The 17,436-nt window shown below is 66.2% G+C and carries 27 protein-coding genes; all 27 read right to left on the bottom strand.

Translation table 11 applies throughout. From position 1 onward, the window contains the following. Nucleotides 1–67 precede the first annotated feature (67 nt). The 27 genes from rplQ to rplB all read right to left on the bottom strand — a co-directional run bounded on the left by rplQ (nt 68) and on the right by rplB (nt 17,435). The gene (rplQ, locus tag ACW17W_RS12255; RefSeq protein WP_492077190.1) at nt 68–487 is read right to left on the bottom strand and encodes a 50S ribosomal protein L17; all 420 of its coding nucleotides are present in this window, start codon (nt 485–487) and stop codon (nt 68–70) included. A gap of 108 nt (nt 488–595) precedes the next feature. Continuing rightward, nucleotides 596–1,615 (bottom strand): DNA-directed RNA polymerase subunit alpha, encoded by a 1,020-nt coding sequence (locus ACW17W_RS12260; protein ID WP_492077191.1) that lies wholly within the window; start codon nt 1,613–1,615, stop codon nt 596–598. Between the two features lie 89 nt (nt 1,616–1,704). Next, entirely contained in the window at nt 1,705–2,094 is a 390-nt protein-coding gene (rpsK, locus tag ACW17W_RS12265; RefSeq protein WP_008264180.1) for a 30S ribosomal protein S11, read from the bottom strand. 9 nt (nt 2,095–2,103) lie between these two features. Continuing rightward, nucleotides 2,104–2,472, bottom strand: coding sequence for a 30S ribosomal protein S13 (gene rpsM, locus ACW17W_RS12270; protein WP_114816471.1), 369 nt, complete (start codon nt 2,470–2,472; stop codon nt 2,104–2,106). 153 nt (nt 2,473–2,625) lie between these two features. After that, on the bottom strand, nt 2,626–3,360 hold the full coding sequence (locus ACW17W_RS12275) for a hypothetical protein (RefSeq protein WP_492077192.1): 735 nt from the start codon (nt 3,358–3,360) through the stop codon (nt 2,626–2,628). Between the two features lie 194 nt (nt 3,361–3,554). Further along, entirely contained in the window at nt 3,555–4,367 is an 813-nt protein-coding gene (locus tag ACW17W_RS12280; RefSeq protein WP_492077193.1) for a TonB family protein, read from the bottom strand. 61 nt (nt 4,368–4,428) lie between these two features. Then, nucleotides 4,429–6,894, bottom strand: coding sequence for a zinc-dependent metalloprotease (locus ACW17W_RS12285; RefSeq protein WP_492077194.1), 2,466 nt, complete (start codon nt 6,892–6,894; stop codon nt 4,429–4,431). Between the two features lie 76 nt (nt 6,895–6,970). Next, nucleotides 6,971–7,708, bottom strand: a complete 738-nt coding sequence (locus tag ACW17W_RS12290) for an energy transducer TonB (protein ID WP_492077195.1) — start codon at nt 7,706–7,708, stop codon at nt 6,971–6,973. 69 nt (nt 7,709–7,777) lie between these two features. Next, entirely contained in the window at nt 7,778–8,338 is a 561-nt protein-coding gene (locus tag ACW17W_RS12295; RefSeq protein ID WP_492077196.1) for an adenylate kinase, read from the bottom strand. Between the two features lie 27 nt (nt 8,339–8,365). Further along, a complete protein-coding gene (gene secY, locus ACW17W_RS12300) occupies nt 8,366–9,748 on the bottom strand; it encodes a preprotein translocase subunit SecY (RefSeq protein WP_492077197.1) in 1,383 nt (460 codons plus the stop codon). Between the two features lie 107 nt (nt 9,749–9,855). Further along, complete coding sequence (gene rplO / locus ACW17W_RS12305; protein ID WP_492077198.1) at nt 9,856–10,446, bottom strand: 50S ribosomal protein L15; 591 nt, start codon at nt 10,444–10,446, stop codon at nt 9,856–9,858. Between the two features lie 135 nt (nt 10,447–10,581). Further along, nucleotides 10,582–10,761: a 50S ribosomal protein L30 gene (rpmD, locus tag ACW17W_RS12310; protein ID WP_013268938.1), complete on the bottom strand. Its 180-nt coding sequence runs from the start codon at nt 10,759–10,761 to the stop codon at nt 10,582–10,584. A 2-nt stretch (nt 10,762–10,763) separates the two neighbouring features. Beyond that, nucleotides 10,764–11,384, bottom strand: coding sequence for a 30S ribosomal protein S5 (gene rpsE / locus ACW17W_RS12315; protein WP_492077199.1), 621 nt, complete (start codon nt 11,382–11,384; stop codon nt 10,764–10,766). Nucleotides 11,385–11,396: 12 nt separating this feature from the next. Then, entirely contained in the window at nt 11,397–11,753 is a 357-nt protein-coding gene (gene rplR / locus ACW17W_RS12320) for a 50S ribosomal protein L18 (protein ID WP_492077200.1), read from the bottom strand. A gap of 3 nt (nt 11,754–11,756) precedes the next feature. Continuing rightward, complete coding sequence (rplF, locus tag ACW17W_RS12325; RefSeq protein ID WP_492077201.1) at nt 11,757–12,290, bottom strand: 50S ribosomal protein L6; 534 nt, start codon at nt 12,288–12,290, stop codon at nt 11,757–11,759. Between the two features lies 1 nt (nt 12,291). Next, on the bottom strand, nt 12,292–12,690 hold the full coding sequence (gene rpsH, locus ACW17W_RS12330) for a 30S ribosomal protein S8 (protein WP_492077202.1): 399 nt from the start codon (nt 12,688–12,690) through the stop codon (nt 12,292–12,294). Between the two features lie 15 nt (nt 12,691–12,705). After that, complete coding sequence (gene rpsN, locus ACW17W_RS12335; RefSeq protein ID WP_183213197.1) at nt 12,706–13,011, bottom strand: 30S ribosomal protein S14; 306 nt, start codon at nt 13,009–13,011, stop codon at nt 12,706–12,708. A gap of 19 nt (nt 13,012–13,030) precedes the next feature. Continuing rightward, nucleotides 13,031–13,591 carry a 50S ribosomal protein L5 gene (gene rplE / locus ACW17W_RS12340; protein WP_492077203.1) on the bottom strand — a complete coding sequence of 187 codons (561 nt, stop codon included), beginning with the start codon at nt 13,589–13,591 and terminating at the stop codon, nt 13,031–13,033. After that, nucleotides 13,591–13,899, bottom strand: coding sequence for a 50S ribosomal protein L24 (gene rplX / locus ACW17W_RS12345; protein WP_492077204.1), 309 nt, complete (start codon nt 13,897–13,899; stop codon nt 13,591–13,593). The genes rplE and rplX overlap by 1 nt, the downstream gene beginning before the upstream one ends. A 1-nt stretch (nt 13,900) precedes the next feature. Beyond that, on the bottom strand, nt 13,901–14,269 hold the full coding sequence (rplN, locus tag ACW17W_RS12350; protein ID WP_492077205.1) for a 50S ribosomal protein L14: 369 nt from the start codon (nt 14,267–14,269) through the stop codon (nt 13,901–13,903). 18 nt (nt 14,270–14,287) lie between these two features. Further along, nucleotides 14,288–14,536 (bottom strand): 30S ribosomal protein S17, encoded by a 249-nt coding sequence (gene rpsQ, locus ACW17W_RS12355; protein WP_492077206.1) that lies wholly within the window; start codon nt 14,534–14,536, stop codon nt 14,288–14,290. A 10-nt stretch (nt 14,537–14,546) separates the two neighbouring features. Beyond that, nucleotides 14,547–14,744: a 50S ribosomal protein L29 gene (gene rpmC / locus ACW17W_RS12360; protein ID WP_492077207.1), complete on the bottom strand. Its 198-nt coding sequence runs from the start codon at nt 14,742–14,744 to the stop codon at nt 14,547–14,549. After that, nucleotides 14,744–15,184, bottom strand: coding sequence for a 50S ribosomal protein L16 (gene rplP / locus ACW17W_RS12365; RefSeq protein ID WP_420142147.1), 441 nt, complete (start codon nt 15,182–15,184; stop codon nt 14,744–14,746). The genes rpmC and rplP overlap by 1 nt, the downstream gene beginning before the upstream one ends. Nucleotides 15,185–15,189: 5 nt before the next feature. Next, a complete protein-coding gene (rpsC, locus tag ACW17W_RS12370) occupies nt 15,190–15,939 on the bottom strand; it encodes a 30S ribosomal protein S3 (protein WP_492077208.1) in 750 nt (249 codons plus the stop codon). Then, nucleotides 15,939–16,319, bottom strand: a complete 381-nt coding sequence (gene rplV, locus ACW17W_RS12375) for a 50S ribosomal protein L22 (RefSeq protein ID WP_492077209.1) — start codon at nt 16,317–16,319, stop codon at nt 15,939–15,941. Before rplV ends, rpsC begins: the two co-directional genes overlap by 1 nt. Before the next feature lies 1 nt (nt 16,320). Next, complete coding sequence (gene rpsS, locus ACW17W_RS12380; RefSeq protein WP_013268924.1) at nt 16,321–16,599, bottom strand: 30S ribosomal protein S19; 279 nt, start codon at nt 16,597–16,599, stop codon at nt 16,321–16,323. A gap of 2 nt (nt 16,600–16,601) precedes the next feature. Continuing rightward, a complete protein-coding gene (gene rplB / locus ACW17W_RS12385; protein ID WP_492077210.1) occupies nt 16,602–17,435 on the bottom strand; it encodes a 50S ribosomal protein L2 in 834 nt (277 codons plus the stop codon). Between the last annotated feature and the right edge of the window lies 1 nt (nt 17,436).

The raw sequence follows: 17,436 nt of genomic DNA on the forward strand, positions 1-17,436 counted from the left end.
AAGCGAAAAGGGCGGCCCGATCGCTCGGGCCGCCCTTTCAAATACGTTCAGCGAATACCGCCGAAGCTTACGCCTCGTCGCCCTCGTCGAAGGTTTGCACCGGACCCGAGTCCAGGCCCTTGGCGTCGACGTCGCGGTCGACGAACTCGATCACGGCCATCGGGGCGTTGTCGCCGTGGCGATAGCCGGCCTTCATGATGCGGATATAGCCGCCGTTACGCTCGGCGTAGCGGGCGCCGATCGTGTCGAACAGCTTGCCGACCTGGGTCACGTCACGGACGTGGCTGATGGCCTGACGCCGCGCGTGCAGATCGCCCTTCTTGGCGAGGGTGACCAGCTTCTCGACGAAGGGACGCAGTTCCTTCGCCTTGGGCAGGGTCGTCTTGATCTGTTCGTGCTTGATCAACGACGCAGCCATGTTGGCGAACATCGCGGTCCGGTGGCTGCTCGTACGGCCGAGCTTGCGGTGGGCGGCGCCGTGGCGCATCGGGGTCTCTCCTACTCCGGCTCCGGTTTCCTGCTCCCAGGACCCTGAACCGCATTCATTCTAACCGCCCCACTTTCTCCCGGACGGGAGATGGGCGGAGGGTTGAAACTAGATCTGGTCGTCGAACTTCTTGGCCAGATCCTCGATGTTTTCCGGGGGCCAGTTCGGCACGTCCATGCCGAGGCTGAGGCCCATTCCGGTAAGCACTTCCTTGATCTCGTTCAGCGACTTGCGGCCGAAGTTCGGGGTGCGAAGCATTTCGCCCTCGGTCTTCTGGATCAGGTCGCCGATGTAGACGATGTTGTCGTTCTTCAGGCAGTTGGCCGAACGAACCGACAGTTCCAGCTCGTCCACCTTCTTCAGCAGGGCCGGGTTGAAGGGCAGGTCGGGCTTGCCGTCGGCGGCCTCGACAGCCTTCTTGGGCTCTTCGAAGGTGATGAAGATCTGGAGCTGGTCCTGCAGGATGCGCGAGGCATAGGCCACCGCGTCAACCGGCGAGACCGCGCCGTTGGTTTCGACTTCCAGCACCAGCTTGTCATAGTCCATCGACTGGCCCTGACGGGTCGGCTCGACGCGATAGGCGACGCGCTTGACCGGCGAATACAGGGCGTCGACGGCGATCAGGCCGATCGGGGCGTCTTCAGGACGGTTGAACTCCGAAGCGACATAGCCCTTGCCGTTCTGGACGGTCAGTTCCATGCGCACCGAGGCGCCGTCGTCGAGCGTGCAGATGACGTGATCGGGATTCAGGACCTCGATGTCCGCCGGCACGTCGATCTGGCCGGCCGTCACGGCGCCGGGGCCCGTGGCGCGCAGGGTCATGCGCTTGGGGCCTTCGGCGTGCATGCGCAGCGCCAGTTGCTTGATGTTCAGGACGATGTCGACCACGTCCTCGCGCACGCCTTCCAGCGACGAGAATTCATGGACCACGCCGTCGATCTGGATCGCGGTCACGGCGGCGCCTTGCAGCGACGACAGAAGCACGCGACGCAGGGCGTTGCCGAGCGTCACACCGAAACCGCGTTCGAGAGGCTCGGCCACCAGGCGCGCCTTGCGCTGGGCGTCGGAGCCGAGTTCGATCTGCGGCTTCTCGGGACGGATCAGCTCTTGCCAGTTACGTTCGATCATAGGTGTCCCTAACGAGTGTCGCCGGTTCCTCTCACCTCGTCAGGGAGGCGGAACCGGCGGAGAATGGGGTCGGCGGCGGTCGGGTTTGCTTAGACGCGGCGGCGCTTGGGCGGACGGCAACCATTGTGCGGCATCGGGGTGACGTCGCGGATGGTGGTGATGGTCAGGCCGACCGACTGCAGCGCGCGCAGGGCCGATTCACGACCGGAACCCGGACCCGAGACGTTCACTTCCAGCGTCTTCACGCCGTGTTCCTGCGCCTTCTTGCCGGCGTCTTCAGCCGCCATCTGGGCCGCATACGGGGTCGACTTACGCGAGCCCTTGAAGCCCATGTGACCAGCCGACGACCAGGAAATCGCATTTCCCTGCGCGTCGGTGATGGTCACCATGGTGTTGTTGAAGCTGGCGTTCACGTGGGCGACGCCCGAGGTGATGTTCTTGCGCTCGCGCTTCTTTACGCGACCCGGTTCCTTGGCCATGTGTCTGTCTTACTTCTTCTTGCCGGCGATCGGCTTGGCGGGACCCTTGCGGGTGCGGGCGTTGGTGTGGGTGCGCTGACCGCGGACCGGCAGGCCCTTGCGGTGACGCAGGCCGCGGTAGCAGGCCAGGTCCATCAGACGCTTGATGTTCATCGACGTCTCGCGGCGCAGGTCGCCCTCGACGGTGTGATCCTTGTCGATGGTCTCGCGAATCTGCAGGACTTCGGCGTCCGTCAGCTGGTTCACGCGGCGGGCGGGCTCAATGCCCACCTTGGCGGTGATTTCCTTGGCGGCGTGCGCGCCGATGCCATGGATGTACTGAAGCGCGATTTCGACGCGCTTGTTGGTCGGAATGTTGACGCCAGCGATACGGGCCACGAATATCTCCAGGTACGCTTCTCGGACGCAACAAACGCTCCGGTCAACAGACCAGGAGCGTGGCGCCCTTCGCGGGAAGCGCGCCTTATACAGGGGATTCGATCTGCGTCAACAGGCGGACGCCTCGGGCCGCCTTGCGGTCGATATATCAGCCTAGCCGCCCGCTGCCATACGGATAAACCGCATTTCGACATTGATGCGTTCGCCCGGCCCGGGTTGGTCGTCCGGGTTCACAGGCCGCACCCCGCGCAACTGGCTGGCCCGGACGGCGGCCGCGCCGAAGCCGTGTCCTTCGGGCTGTTCGGACAGGATCAGGCACCCCCCCACCCGGTCTTCGCCGCGCAGGAGACAGGACAGAAGCACCAGGCCCCCGGCGGTGTAATGGCCAGCCGCCGGATAGATGGACCGCCTCTCCGCCGGGGTCAGTTCGCGAGCCCAGACATAGTGTTTGGGACCATGCCCCCGATCGTCTCCGGCGCCCCCCACGCCGCCGCCGCCCAGTTCACGCCCCAGGCCCCGGCCGAAGCCCCGGCCCGGACCGCGCCCGGACCAGTCCGCCGTTCCGGCCGCCATTGACGGCAAGGCGGGAGGCTGGGGGCTGGGAACAGCAGGCGCCGCAGCCTTTGCCGGTTCGCCCTTGGGCGGGATGGGGTCGGGGTGCGGCCGGGGCGGCGGCTTTCTCGTATCGATCGGCGACCGCGCCGTCTCCGGGCGGGTCTGCGGCGTGGATCGGGGCATTGCCCTGTTCGATCCGCCCGGGGGCGGGCCCAGCCAGACATCGATCGACGGCGGCGCGCTGTCGGGCGCGACCAGGGAGCTCGTCGCGACCGGCATCAGGGCCCACAGGATGAGAAGATGCACGCCGCCGACCACCAGGCCGGCGACCACCCTCCCCGTCTTTCCCTGCCCTGGTCGCATCACGCCCCGCCCCCCCGCAGCGTCCCTGTCTCGCGACATCCGGGCGGGGATATGGCGGATTGCGACAGACCGGCAATGATCGGGCCCGGATCGGGACACCGGTCGAATGGCGTCGTCAGCCCCCGTTCCTTTTCCATTGCGACCGGGCGGACATATCCATCACCTCAATCCGCGGGCAGCGCAGCGCCCGGATCGGAATGAGCCGGCCCGATCACGCCGTGATCGAACACGATACTCAACCGTATGCGTTCGTTGAGAAGGGGCTGGCCGTTGACGCGCGGCGGACGGACGCCTCTGAGACGGCTGGTTTCGATGGCCGCGCTGCCAAAACCAAGGCCTCGCGGTCGTTCGCTCAGGATCCGACAGTTACTGACCCGGTTGCCTGCCCGCATCACGCAGGACAGTTCCACCTGGCCGTCAACCCGGCGACGCAATCCTTCGCGCGGATAGACCGAGCGCTTTTCCGCAGCCGTCAGCTCCCGGACCCAGCTGGCGCCGCCGGCGCCGGGCCCCGACCCCGCACCCGAGCCTGTACCTGTGCCGCCTTCGCCGGAGCCGCCCGCGCCGTTTCCGCCGCCTGCGCCCTCGCCGGAGCTGGCGCCCTCGCCCTGGCCGGCGCCCGACCCCATGGCGCCGGATCCAGCCACCGGAACCAGCTGGATGCTGGGGGCCGTGCCGATCACAAGCGGCGGAGGGACGGTCGCCAGGACCGGAGGTGCGACGGGGGCGTCCTCAAGGGTCTTCAGGACCTTGGGCGGCGTGTGGACCATGGACGGCGACGCAGTCTCGCTCCCGCCGCCTTTGGCCGCCCGGGACGGTGAACCGCCGGTGGGGCCGATCCAGAGTTCGATAACGGGCGGCAACTGTGGTTGCGGCTGTATCTGGGTGAAGGCCAGCCACCAGAAAACGAGCAGATGGATCAGCGCCACCGCGATCCAGGCGATCAACTGCCGGGCTCGATTCTCGCGCGTCCGCATCGGCACGGCCTCCCCTGGACAGAACATCCAATGAAACGCCGGAACGCGCAAGCAGCCCGGGCTAGCCGTGCCAGTCAGACTCGGCGCCTATAGGGCTGCCGGGGGGGATCGCGATCTGGTGCTGTTTCTGCTCCAGCACCTGATCCAGCCGTTCGCGATCAGCCAGCAGCGCCCCCAGCCGCCGGTCGTGCGCCTTCTGGACCGGATCGTTTGCGCGTGAGGCGGTCAGCCGTTCCGAGAGCGCCGCCAGCCGGGCCTCGATCACCGCCGCCGAGGTGCTGGACAGGCTTCGCTCCCGCAGCAGCCCGGCCAGGGCCAATACATGCTGGACCTGAACACGCCTTGCTGGTTCAGCCATACGCCCCGCCGCCGGGGCGAAGACGGCGTCGGACACCGTATCCAAAGTTTCGACCAGACCCAGGCTGGCCGGATCCCGCCGGACCTGATCGCTCAATCGGTTGATCCTTTGGGGCGCGAACAGGGCCGCAAACGTCACATCGGCCGCGACGTCTGCGGCGGCCCCCGGATCGAAGGCCCGGCCGGCCAGCCCCCGGAACACCTCGACGTCATTCTGCGGATCGGCGTCGCCGGTCTGTTGCGCAGCCAGCAGGGCCAGCAAGGGCTCGGGCAGGTCGAGTTCCGCCGGGGCGAGGGTGGCGATCAGGGCTTTCAGGGCCGCGCGCTGGCGGTCGGCAGCGACCGGCGTGGCCGCCGGCGACCCGTCGCCCGCGACCGGATAGCCATAGTCGATGCCGCCGACGAACTTGGCGACCGCATCGACCTGATACCGGTGATACAGATAGATGGGCGCCAGCCGGCGCCTCAGATCGTTGACTGCGGCGCCCTCGGGAAGGTTCGTCAGGCCGAACCGGTCCAGGGCGATCCGCCGGATCTGCAGGATGTGGTCCATCTCGGCGACCGGATCAGCGCCATTGTCCCACAGACTGCCCCAGGGCTGGGCGTCGCCGCCCACGCGCGCATCCGCATCAGTAACATAGCGCATCCGCGCCGCCCCTTCGGCCGCCTTGCGCTCCAGGGTCGCCGGGTCTCCCTCGGCATAGAGCCAGTCGATGGCGAAATCGTCCCAGTCGCCCATGCCAACTCCGTAGGCGTCGGTGAAGTCCAGGGTCCCGTCCCTGACCGCGATCCTTGGCACCGGATAGTCCATCACCGAACCGTTGCCCTGGGTCGAGGCGGCGAAATTATGGGCCAGACCGATGGCGTGACCCACCTCGTGGGCCGCCAGCTGGCGGATGCGCGCCAGGGCGACGCGCTGCGGATCATTGATCCCGCCGGTTCCGGTCTGGTCAGCGCCGACCAGTCCCTCGAAGATCAGCATGTCCTGGCGGATACGCAGCGAACCCAGCAGGACCGAGCCCTTGACGATCTCGCCCGTGCGCGGATCCGCAACGCTCTGGCCATAGGACCAGCTGCGGGTCGCGCGGTTGACCCAGTTGACGACGTTGTAGCGGGCGTCGAGCGGATCAACCCCCTCGGGCAGAACCTCGACACGGAAGGCGTCGATGAAGCCCGCTTTGTCGAAGGCGTCGGCCCACCATTGCGCGCCCTCGACGAGCGCTGAGCGGATCGGCTCCGGCGCCGCGCGGTCGACATAGAAGACGATCGGCTTGACCACGGTCGAGCGGGCCGCCGCCGGGTCGGTCTTCTCCAGCCGGACGCGATTGGCCCAGCGATGCACCATCCCCTGATCCAGCGGGGCGGAGAAATCGGTGACCACGGTGGAGAAGCCGCCGGTCCGGGGGTCGAAGGCGCGGGGCCGATAGCCGTCGTCCGGCAGGCGGATGAAACTGTGGCGGACGATGAAGCTGGCCAGCCTTGGATCCGGCGCGATCATCGACAGCTGCGGGCCGGGCGAATCGACGGCGAAGGTCAGCCGCGCCTCCAGCTCGACATTGTCCGGAAAGGCGCGCGCCTGGGCCGGATCAACCATGGTCAGGTCCGCGACCGGTCGCAGCGTCCCCTGCCCCGACGACTTCAGCTGGTCGGCAATGCCCATGGCGTCGCGCGTCACGAAGCCGGCGATGTCGACCAGCACCGAGCCGTCGGGCGCTGTGGCCACGATCTCGCCGGACCAGACCGTCGAACCGACAAAGGCGTCGCGGGCCGCCGCCTGTTCCTCGGGCGAGCCGGCCGGGGCGGCGTATTTCGGGTTCTCGAACTCGGCGACGACCCGTTTGCCGATGCGTCGGAAGGCGAGGATGTTGGTCGCCCCGATCTGGGCGCGATCCAGTCCGGTCTGGGCGGATCCGACCCCCGTCCTCAGGGCCGTGTGATGGATCACCCGCGCCAGGACGTCGTCCGCTGCGGCGGCCGGCAGTTGCACCAGAACCCGGCCGCCCTTCTGGTCTATGAAGATCGGCAACAGGCCATCCTGACGGGTCAGGGGGGCGATCACCTCGGAATACGGTTTGGGCTCTGCGTCGGCCGCCATCGTCATGACGGGTGCGCCACCCAGCATGATGACGAGCGCCACAGCCGTAGCCGTCCTGCCGATGTAGCCGTTCATGCCGTCCCCCATGTGCGATGCAGCACGATATGGGCGTGATTGGCCCGAAGGTGTCAAACGCCTTTCGGCGCTGAAGCTATTGTCGGCCGAACTGGATGCTCATGGTCACTCGCTGCCCCTCGATCGGCCGTCCCGACGCCGTCGCAGGCGGGCGATAACGGAAGAAGGCCGTGGCCCGCAGTCCGGCCTCGCCAAAGCGGAAACCCTGCGGCGTCTCGCTGACCACGCGACAGTCGTCCAGCCGCTGGTCCAGCCGTATGACGCAGTTGACCGAGGCGCGTCCGGCCTGCCGGGCCCGTCGCGCCTCAGCCGGCACGACGCTCAGCACCTCGGCGGGCGTGGCCCCGCGCAGGATCATCGGCGGCGTTCCGCCCCGACCCGGACCATCGCCGTCGCCGATGCCGGCGCCAGTCCCTTCACCCTCACCCCCTTGCCCCGGCCCCGGCGCAGGTGTGGCGATGGGGGCCGTACCGATGACCAGCGGCTGTTCCGGCGCCGGCTTCGGCGGGGCGACCACCTCCGGCGGGCGGTTCGGCGTCTTGACCGGGAGGTGCACGCGCGAAGGCGCAGCCGGCGCCCCTCCCCCGGTCACAGGCGCGGGATTGGCGGGCGGGGGCGGAGACGCCTCCCGCGGCGCAAGGGGCGGGATCAGGGTGACGAAGACCGGCGGCAGCATCGGGGACTGGACAGCGATGGGCCGCACAAGCCCCAGCAGGGCGAACAGGCCCAGATGTACGACGGCGATCGCCGCCCAGACGCCGAGGTTCACCCCCTGCGCGCGGTCGATCTTCGGAAAATGGGTTCGGTCGTTCACAGCACGACCATAACGCATCAGGCTGGGGGAAGGATGACCGCCGGGTTCAGCCGGCGTTCACCGGGACGCTCAGCCCAGGACGGCGTCGATATCGGCGGCCACCGCCTCGATGGCGCGCATGCCGTCCAGCTCCGTCAGCAGGCCCTTGTCGCCGTAGTAGGGCAACAGGGGCGCCGTGTTCCGGTTGTAGGCCGCAAGGCGCACCTGGAAGCTGTCGGGATTGTCGTCGGGCCGGCCCTGTTCGGCGAAACGCTTCGACACCCGCGCCATCAGGGCCTCGTCATCGACCTTCAGCCGGATGACGTGATCGATCTTTTTGCCCAGCTTGGCCAGCATGGCGTCCAGCGCCTCGGCCTGGGCCACGGTGCGGGGAAATCCGTCAAAGATGGCCCCGCCGGCGTCCTCCGCCTCCTTCAGCCGGGCCTCGATCAGGGCGATGACGATCTCGTCCGTCACCAGCTCGCCCCGCTCCATGATGCCCTTGACCTGGCTGCCCAGTTCGGAGCCCGAGGCAATGGCCTCGCGCAGCATGTCGCCGGTCGAAAGCTGGACCATGCCGCGCTCATCGACCAGCCTCTTGGCCTGGGTGCCTTTACCCGCCGCCGGCGGTCCGAACAGAATCAGGTTCACAACCGCCCTCCCAGACGACTCGTTTGACTAACGACGTACGGGCGTCGCGCCGCCGCGTCCACCGCCGCGACCGCGAAGTTTGGCCTTCTTGATTAGACCTTCGTATTGGTGCGCCAGCAGTTGCGACTGGATCTGGGCCACGGTGTCCATCGTTACCGACACCACGATCAGCAGCGAGGTGCCGCCGAAATACAGGCTGTTGCCCATCTGCGAGACGAGGAACTCCGGCAGCAGACAGACGGCGGTGATATAGGCGGCGCCGATCACCGTCAGGCGGGTCAGGACATAGTCCAGATATTCCGCAGTCCGCTTGCCCGGACGGATGCCCGGCAGGAAGCCGCCGTATTTGCGAAGGTTCTCGGCCGTTTCCTCGGGGTTGAAGGTGATCGAGGTGTAGAAGAAGCAGAAGAAGATGATCAGGGCGGCGTACAGCACCATGAACAGGGGCTGGCCGTGCGTCAGCTGCGCCGTCACCATCGGCAGCCAGCTCAGCCAGGACGGCAGATCCGCATTGGCGGTGAACTGGGCGGCCGTCGTCGGCAGCATCAGCAGGGAAGAGGCGAAGATCGCCGGGATGACGCCGGCGGTGTTGACCTTCAGCGGCAGGAACGAACGCTCGCCCCCCGTCATCCGGTTGCCTTCCTGACGCTTGGGATACTGGATCAGCAGCCGCCGCTGCGCCCGCTCCATGAAGACGATGAACATCACCACGCTGACCGCCATGATGGCGATGAACAGCAGGGTGAAGACCGAGATCTGACCCTGCTGGGCCAGGCCGAACAGACGCGCCAGCGTGCCCGGCAGCACCGCCACGATGCCGGCGAAGATGATCAGTGAGATGCCGTTGCCAATACCGCGCGCCGTCACCTGTTCACCCAGCCACATCAGGAACATGGTGCCGGCCGTCAGGCAGGTCACGGTCGAGACGATGAAGAACAGACCCGGCTGGTCCACCAGTTGCGGCTGAGCGTTCAGCCCGGCGGCGATGCCCAGCGACTGGGCGAGGGCCAGAAACACGGTCAGATAGCGGGTATACTGGTTGAGCTGCTTCCTGCCGCTCTCGCCGCCTTCCTTCTTCAGCTTCTCCCACGGCGGATACACCGCGCCCATCAGCTGGACGATGATCGAGGCCGAGATATAGGGCGTGACGTTCAGGGCGAAGACCGCCATCCGCTCCACGGCGCCGCCCGAGAACATGTTGAACATGTCCAGGATGCCGCGCTGGCCGTCCGGGTTCTGGAAGAACTGCAGGAAGGCGTCGGAATTGATCCCCGGGATCGGCACATAGGTGCCAATGCGATAGACGAGCAGCGCGCCCAGGGTGAAGAGCAGCCGCTTGTGCAGGTCCGTCGCCTTGGCGAACGTCCCCATATTCATATTGGCGGCGAGTTGTTCAGCGGCCGAAGCCATATGTCGATACCCCGACTTGGTCAGAAAACGGCCGCGAGGCGATGAGTCCCGCGGCCGGTATCCAGATAGGCGATGGGCGGCCCCTTAGCGAGGGCCGCCCATCAAGCTTATTTGGCGGCGGTCCGTTTGGCGCGGGCCGAGACCTTGTTGGCATCGCCCAGCGGCGCCTTCGCAGCCGGCGCCTTGCCCTTGGCGGCATTGCGCTTCTCGACGCGGGCGGCGGCCTTGGCTTCGGCGGCGATGCGCTCCTGCACGACCGAACCGCCGGCGTCCTCGATCGCCTTGATCGCGCCGGCCGAGGCCGACCAGACGACCAGGTTCAGGGCGCCCTTGATTTCACCGGTGCCCAGCAGACGGACGCCGTCCTTGACGCGACGGATGACGCCGGCGGCGACCAGGGCCTCGCCCTTGATCTCGCCCGAGGCGTCCAGCTTGCCGCCGTCAATGGCGTCCTGAAGGCGCCACAGGTTCACCTCGGCCAGCTTCAGGGCGTTGGGATTGTTGAAGCCGCGCTTGGGCATGCGCATGTAGAGCGGCATCTGGCCGCCCTCGAAGCCGCCGATGGCGACGCCCGAACGGGACTTCTGGCCCTTCACGCCGCGACCGGCGGTCTTGCCCTTGCCCGAACCCGGGCCGCGGCCGACGCGCATGCGCTTCTTGTGGGCGCCCTCGTTGTCGCGAATTTCGTTCAGTTTCATGTGCCTGATCCTTTCGGGTTCTAGCGCCCGGTCTGGGACCGGACTCGGCGTGGTGGAATGTGAAAAGTGCTAGTGACTAGTGAGTGGCAGGGCCGGAGCCGATCCACTCACCACTCACTAGCACCAGTCACTGGCTTACTTTTCGACGATCTCGGTCAGGTGGGCGACCTTGGCGATCATGCCGCGGACCGAGGGGGTGTCTTCCAGCGTGGACTCGCGGCCCATGCGGTTCAGACCCAGGCCCACCAGGGTGGCGCGCTGGTCATTCTTGCGGCGGATCGGCGAACCGGTCTGCTTGACGGTGACGGTAGCCATAATCAGCTCTCCACGGCTTCAGGCGCCGCTTCCGGAGCGGAGGCGCCATCATTGCGGCGGCCCATCAGGTCGGCGACCTTCTTGCCGCGCTTGGAGGCGACCGAACGCGGCGACGACTGGACCTTCAGCGCCTCGAACGTGGCGCGGATCATGTTGTAGGGGTTGGACGAACCCGTCGACTTGGCCACCACGTCGGCGACGCCGAGGGTTTCCAGGACGGCGCGCATCGGACCACCCGCGATCACGCCGGTCCCGGGAGGGGCCGCGCGCATCATGATCTTGCCGGCGCCCCAACGGCCGTTGCCGTCGTGGTGCAGGGTGCGGTTCTCGCGCAGGGGAACGCGGATCATGGTCTTCTTGGCTTCTTCGGTCGCCTTGCGGATGGCTTCCGGCACTTCACGCGCCTTGCCGTGACCGAAGCCGACGCGGCCCTTGCCGTCGCCGACGACCATCAGGGCGGCGAAACTGAAGCGACGGCCGCCTTTCACGGTGGCGGCGACGCGGTTGATGTGGACCAGCTTCTCGACGATGTCCGAATCCGGACCGTCGACGGCGGGGGCGTTGCGGTTGTCACGACGGTTGCGGTCATTGCCGCCGCCGCCGCGTTGGGGTTGTTGCGCCATCTGTCGCGTCCCTTAGAAGTTCAGGCCGGCTTCACGCGCGGCTTCCGCCAGCGCCTTCACCCGTCCGTGATAGATGTAACCGCCGCGATCGAAGACCACGTCCGTGACGCCCTTTTCGATCGCCCGTTCGGCGACCAGCTTGCCGATCTGGGCGGCAGCCTCGACGTTGGAGCCGCTCTTGCCCTTGCCGCCTTCCAGCGACGAGGCGGCGGCCACGGTGACGCCGTTGGCGTCGTCGATGATCTGGGCCGAGATGTTCTTGTCCGACCGGTAGACCGACAGACGCAGACGCCCGTTGGCCACAGCCTTGAGGCGGCGACGGTTGCGCTCGGTACGGCGCTTGGCTTGTTGTTGCAGAGAAAGAGCCATGACTTACTTCTTCTTGCCTTCCTTGCGACGGACCTTTTCGCCCGCATACCGGACGCCCTTGCCCTTGTAGGGCTCCGGCGGACGCAGTTTGCGGATGTTGGCGGCCAGTTCGCCCACGACCTGCTTGTCGGGGCCCAGGATGCTGATTTCGGTCTGCTTCGGCACGGCGAAGGTCACGCCCTCCGGAGCCTTGATGTCGACCTCGTGCGAGAAGCCGAGCTGCAGGGACAGATCCTTGCCCTTCAGCGCGGCCCGGTAACCGACGCCGACCAGTTCGAGCTTGCGCTCGAAACCGTCGGTGACGCCGACGACCATGTTGTCGACCAGGGTGCGCGACAGGCCCCAGAGAGCGCGAGCCTTCTGGGTGTCGGCGCGGGGCTTCAGGCTCAGGCCTTCGGCGTCCTGGACGATCTCGATCTCGTCGGCCACGGACCAGGAGCGTTCGCCCTTGGGACCCTTGACCGAGATCTTCTGGCCGTCGACCGAGAGCGTGGCGCCCTTCGGTACGGTGATGATGCGTTTTCCGATACGGGACATATCAGTAGACCTTGCAGAGGACTTCGCCGCCGACGTTGGCGTCGCGCGCGGCGGTGTCGGACATCACGCCCTTCGAGGTCGAAAGGATCGAGATGCCGAGGCCGTTCTTGACCGGCTTCAGGTCGCCGATCGCCGAATAGACGCGGCGGCCCGGCTTGGAGACGCGGGCAATCTCGGCGATGACCGGCTGGCCGTCGAAATACTTCAGCTCGATCTCGAACTGCGGGAATTCACCCGGGTTCTGGACCAGGTTGTAGCCGCGGATGTAGCCCTCGTCCTGAAGGACGTCCAGGACGCGCTGGCGCAGGCGCGAAGCCGGCGTCAGGACCTTGGAACGCTTGCGCATATGGGCGTTGCGGATACGAGCGATCATGTCGCTCAGGGGATCGTTGATCATCATGTCTGTTCGCTCCCCTTACCAGCTGGACTTGGTCAGACCCGGGATCTGACCCAGGTTGCCGAGTTCACGCAGGGCGATGCGGCTCATCTTGAGCTTGCGATAGAAGGCCCGCGGACGGCCCGTCACTTCGCAGCGGTTGCGGATGCGGACGGCGGCCGAGTTACGCGGCAGCTCGGCCAGCTTCAGGCGCGCTTCGAAACGCTCCTCAAGCGGCAGGCTTTCGTCGTTGGCGGTCGCCTTCAGCGCAGCGCGCTTTGCGGCATACTTCGCAACAAGGGCCTTGACGGCCTCGTTCCGGTTTACGGCGCTTTTCTTAGCCATTGTGCTTTTCCCTTCCCGCTCAGTTCTTCACGAACGGGAACTTGAACTCGGTGAGAAGCGCGCGCGCCTCGTCATCGGTCTTGGCCGTGGTGCAGACGATGATGTCCATGCCCCACATCTGGTCGATCTGGTCATAGTTGATCTCGGGGAACACGATGTGTTCCTTCAGACCCATGGCGTAGTTGCCGCGACCGTCGAAGGAGGTCGGCTTCAGGCCACGGAAGTCCTTCACGCGCGGAAGCGCGATCGTGATCAGCCGGTCCAGGAACTCATACATCTGGTCGCCGCGCAGGGTGACCTTGCCGCCGATCGTCATGCCTTCACGCAGCTTGAAGCCGGCGATGGAGTTGCGAGCCTTGGTCGGCACGGCCTTCTGACCGGCGATCTGCGTCAGGTCCTTGAGGGCCGCATTGACCTTCTTGGAGTCTGCAACAGCTTCGCCGACGCCCATGTTCAGGACGATCTTGTCCAGTTTGGGCATCTGCATCGGGTTGGTGTAACCGAATTTCTCGGCCATCACGCCCTTGATGCGGTCGTTGTACTCGGACTTCAGCCGGGGCGTATACTTGGCTTCGGACATCAGATGACGTCTCCCGTGGTCTTGGCGAAGCGGACCTTCTTGTCCCCCTCGACCTTGAAGCCGACGCGGGTCGCCTTGCCGTTGGCGTCGGCGATCGCGACGTTCGACAGGTGAAGCGAGGCTTCCTTGTTCTTGATCCCGCCCTGGGGATCACCCTGGGACGGACGGGTGTGGCGCTGCACCATGTTGATGCCGGTCACGACGACGCGGTTCTCGGACGGCAGCACCCTGGCCACCTGGCCGGTACGGCCCTTGTCCTTGCCGGTCAGGACGACGACGCGGTCGCCCTTCTTGATCTTGGCGGCCATGTTACAGGACCTCCGGGGCCAGGGAGATGATCTTCATGTGGTTCTTGGCGCGCAGTTCACGGGGAACCGGGCCAAAGATCCGCGTGCCGACCGGCTCGTTCTGCTTGTTGACGATGACAGCGGCGGAACGGTCAAAACGGATGACCGAGCCGTCCTTGCGCTGGATGTCCTTGGCGGTGCGGACGACGATGGCGCGAACCACTTCACCCTTCTTCACCCGGCCGCGCGGAATCGCTTCCTTGACCGAGGCGACGATGGTGTCGCCGACAGATGCGTAACGACGCTTCGCGCCGCCCAGCACCTTGATGCACATGACCCGGCGAGCGCCCGAATTATCGGCCACATCCAGGTTAGTTTGCATCTGGATCATTGTGTCAGATCCTTCTGGTTACGAGGCCGAGGCCGGGGTGTCCGACAGGACCTCCCAGCGCTTCAGCTTGGACTTCGGGGCGCACTCGACGATGCGGGCCAGGTCGCCGGTCTTCAGCGAATTGGCTTCGTCGTGAGCGTGATACTTCTTCGACAGGCGGACGATCTTCTTCATGACCGGGTGCAGCAGCGTGCGCTCGACCTTGACGATGACGGTCTTGTCGCCCTTGTCGGAGACGACCACCCCTTCGAGAATACGTTTGGGCATAGGTGTTTCCTCAGGCCGTCGGACGCTTCTCACGCAGAAGCGTGGAGATGCGGGCGATGTCTTTGCGCACTTCACCAACGCGGTGAGTCTTTTCCATCTGGCCGGTGGCGGCCTGGAAACGCAGGTTGAACTGTTCCTTCTTCAGGCTCAGCAGCTGGTCGGCCAGCTGATCCTGGGTCTGGGAACGAAGATCGGCGATCTTGGTCATTACGCGGCTTGCTCCGTATGAGCGATGCCGGCGTCAAGGCGGGTGACCACCTTGGTGCGGACCGGCAGCTTGGCGGCGCCCAGACGCAGCGCCTCACGGGCGATGTCGTCGGCCACGCCGTCGATTTCGAACAGGATACGGCCCGGGTGGCAACGCGCGGCCCAATGGTCCACGGCGCCCTTGCCCTTACCCATCCGGACTTCGGCCGGCTTGCCCGTGACGGGCAGGTCGGGGAAGACGCGGATCCAGACGCGGCCCTGGCGCTTCATCTGGCGGGTGATCGCGCGGCGGGCCGCCTCGATCTGACGCGCCGTGATGCGTTCCGGCTCAAGCGTCTTCAGGCCGTACGACCCGAAGTTCAGCGAGAAGCCGCCCTTGGCCGAGCCATGGATCCGGCCCTTGAAGGCCTTGCGGTACTTGGTTTTTTTAGGCTGCAGCATGTTCCTTAGCCCTCACGACCACGGCGGGGACCACGGTCTCCGCGCGGACCGCCGCGTTCGCGGCCTTCGTTGGACGACGGGCCAGAGGCTTCCTGGGCCCAGCGCTTGTCCTGGGCCATCGGATCGTGCTCAAGCACTTCGCCTTTGAACACCCAGACCTTCACGCCAATGATGCCGTAGGTCGTCTTGGCCTGAATGAAGCCGTAGTCGATGTCGGCGCGCAGGGTGTGAAGCGGCACGCGACCTTCGCGATACCATTCCATCCGCGCGATTTCGGCGCCGCCGAGGCGGCCCGAGACATTGATCCGAACGCCCTTGGCGCCCAGACGCATGGCCGACTGCATGGCGCGCTTCATGGCGCGACGGAAGGCGATCCGGCGTTCCAGCTGCTGCGCGATGTTCTCGGCGATCAGCTGGGCGTCGGTTTCGGGCTTGCGGACCTCGACGATGTTCAGGTGAACCTCGCCTTCGGTGCGGGCCGAGATGTCCTTGCGGAGCTTCTCGATGTCGGCGCCCTTCTTGCCGATCACGACGCCCGGACGGGCGGCATAGATCGTCACACGGCACTTCTTGTGCGGGCGCTCGATGATGATACGCGAGATGCCGGCGGCGTTCAGGCGTTCCTTCAGCCAGGTGCGCAGCGCCAGGTCCTGGTGCAGGAGCCGGGCATAGGACGGGCCGTCGGCGAACCAGCGGCTGTCCCAAGTGCGGTTCACGCCGAGGCGGAAACCGATCGGATTGATTTTCTGACCCATCAGGCGGCCTCGCCGGCTTCACGGACCACGATCGTGATCTCGCTGAACGGTTTCAGGATGCGCGACGAACGGCCGCGAGCACGGCTCGCGAAACGCTTCATCACCAGGTTCTTGCCCACGAAGGCCTCGGCGACAACGAGGTTGTCGATGTCGAGGTTGTGGTTGTTCTCGGCGTTGGAGACGGCCGAATACAGCACCTTGCGAACGTCGGTGGCGATGCGCTTGCGGCTGAACTCGAGCTCGTTCAGCGCCTTCTGCACCGGCATGCCGCGGATTGATGCGGCGACCAGGTTCAGCTTCTGGGGGCTGATACGGACGTTGACCAGCTTGGCGCGGGCCTCCGTATTGCCGACACGGCGGGGGTTGTTGGTCTTGGGCATGTTACTTCCGCTTCGCCTTCTTGTCCGCGGCGTGGCCGGGGAACGAACGGGTGGGCGAGAACTCACCCAGTTTCATGCCGACCATGTCCTCGTTCACATGCACGGGGACGTGCTTGTGACCGTTGTGGACGCCAAACGTCAGGCCCACGAACTGCGGCAGGATGGTGGAGCGGCGCGACCAGGTCTTGATCACGTCCTTGCGGCCCGACGTCGAAACGGCGTCGGCCTTCTTGAGCAGATACCCGTCGACGAACGGGCCTTTCCAGGAGGAACGGGCCATCTTTAGCGAGCCTTCTTCACGTGGCGGCTACGGATGATGAACTTGTCCGTGGCCTTGTTCTTGCGAGTGCGGGTGCCCTTGGTGTCCTTGCCCCACGGCGTGACCGGGGTGCGACCACCCGAGGTCCGGCCTTCACCACCACCGTGCGGGTGGTCGATCGGGTTCATGGCGACGCCGCGAACGTGCGGACGGAAGCCCATGTGGCGGACGCGGCCGGCCTTGCCGAGGTTCTGGTTCATGTGGTCGGCGTTGGAAACGGCGCCCACCGTGGCCATGCAGCCGTCCAGAACCATGCGCAGCTCACCGGAGCCGAGACGGATCTGGGCGTAGCCCTGATCGCGACCGACCAGCTGGGCGTAGGCGCCGGCCGAACGGGCCAGCTGGGCGCCCTTGCCCGGCTTCATCTCGACGCAGTGGATGATCGTTCCGACCGGGATGGAGCGCAGCGGCATGGCGTTGCCCGGCTTCACGTCGGTCTTTTCACCAGCCACGATCGTGTCGCCCGCCTTCAGGCGTTGCGGCGCGACGATGTAGGCCTTTTCGCCGTCCTCATAGGTGATGAGGGCGATGAAGGCGGTGCGGTTCGGATCGTATTCCAGACGCTCGACCGTCGCGGTCATGAACTTGCGACGCTTGAAGTCGATCTTGCGATACAGGCGCTTGGCGCCGCCGCCGCGGAAGCGGACAGCGATGCGACCGCCCTGACCACGTCCGCCCGACTTGGTCAGGCCTTCGGTCAGCGACTTTTCGGGACGGCCCTTGTGGAGCTCCGAACGGTCGATCAGCACCAGGGCGCGACGGCCCGGCGAAGTCGGATTGTATGTTTTCAAGGCCATC

The sequence above is a fragment of the Brevundimonas sp. FV1ye29L genome (assembly GCF_058681095.1).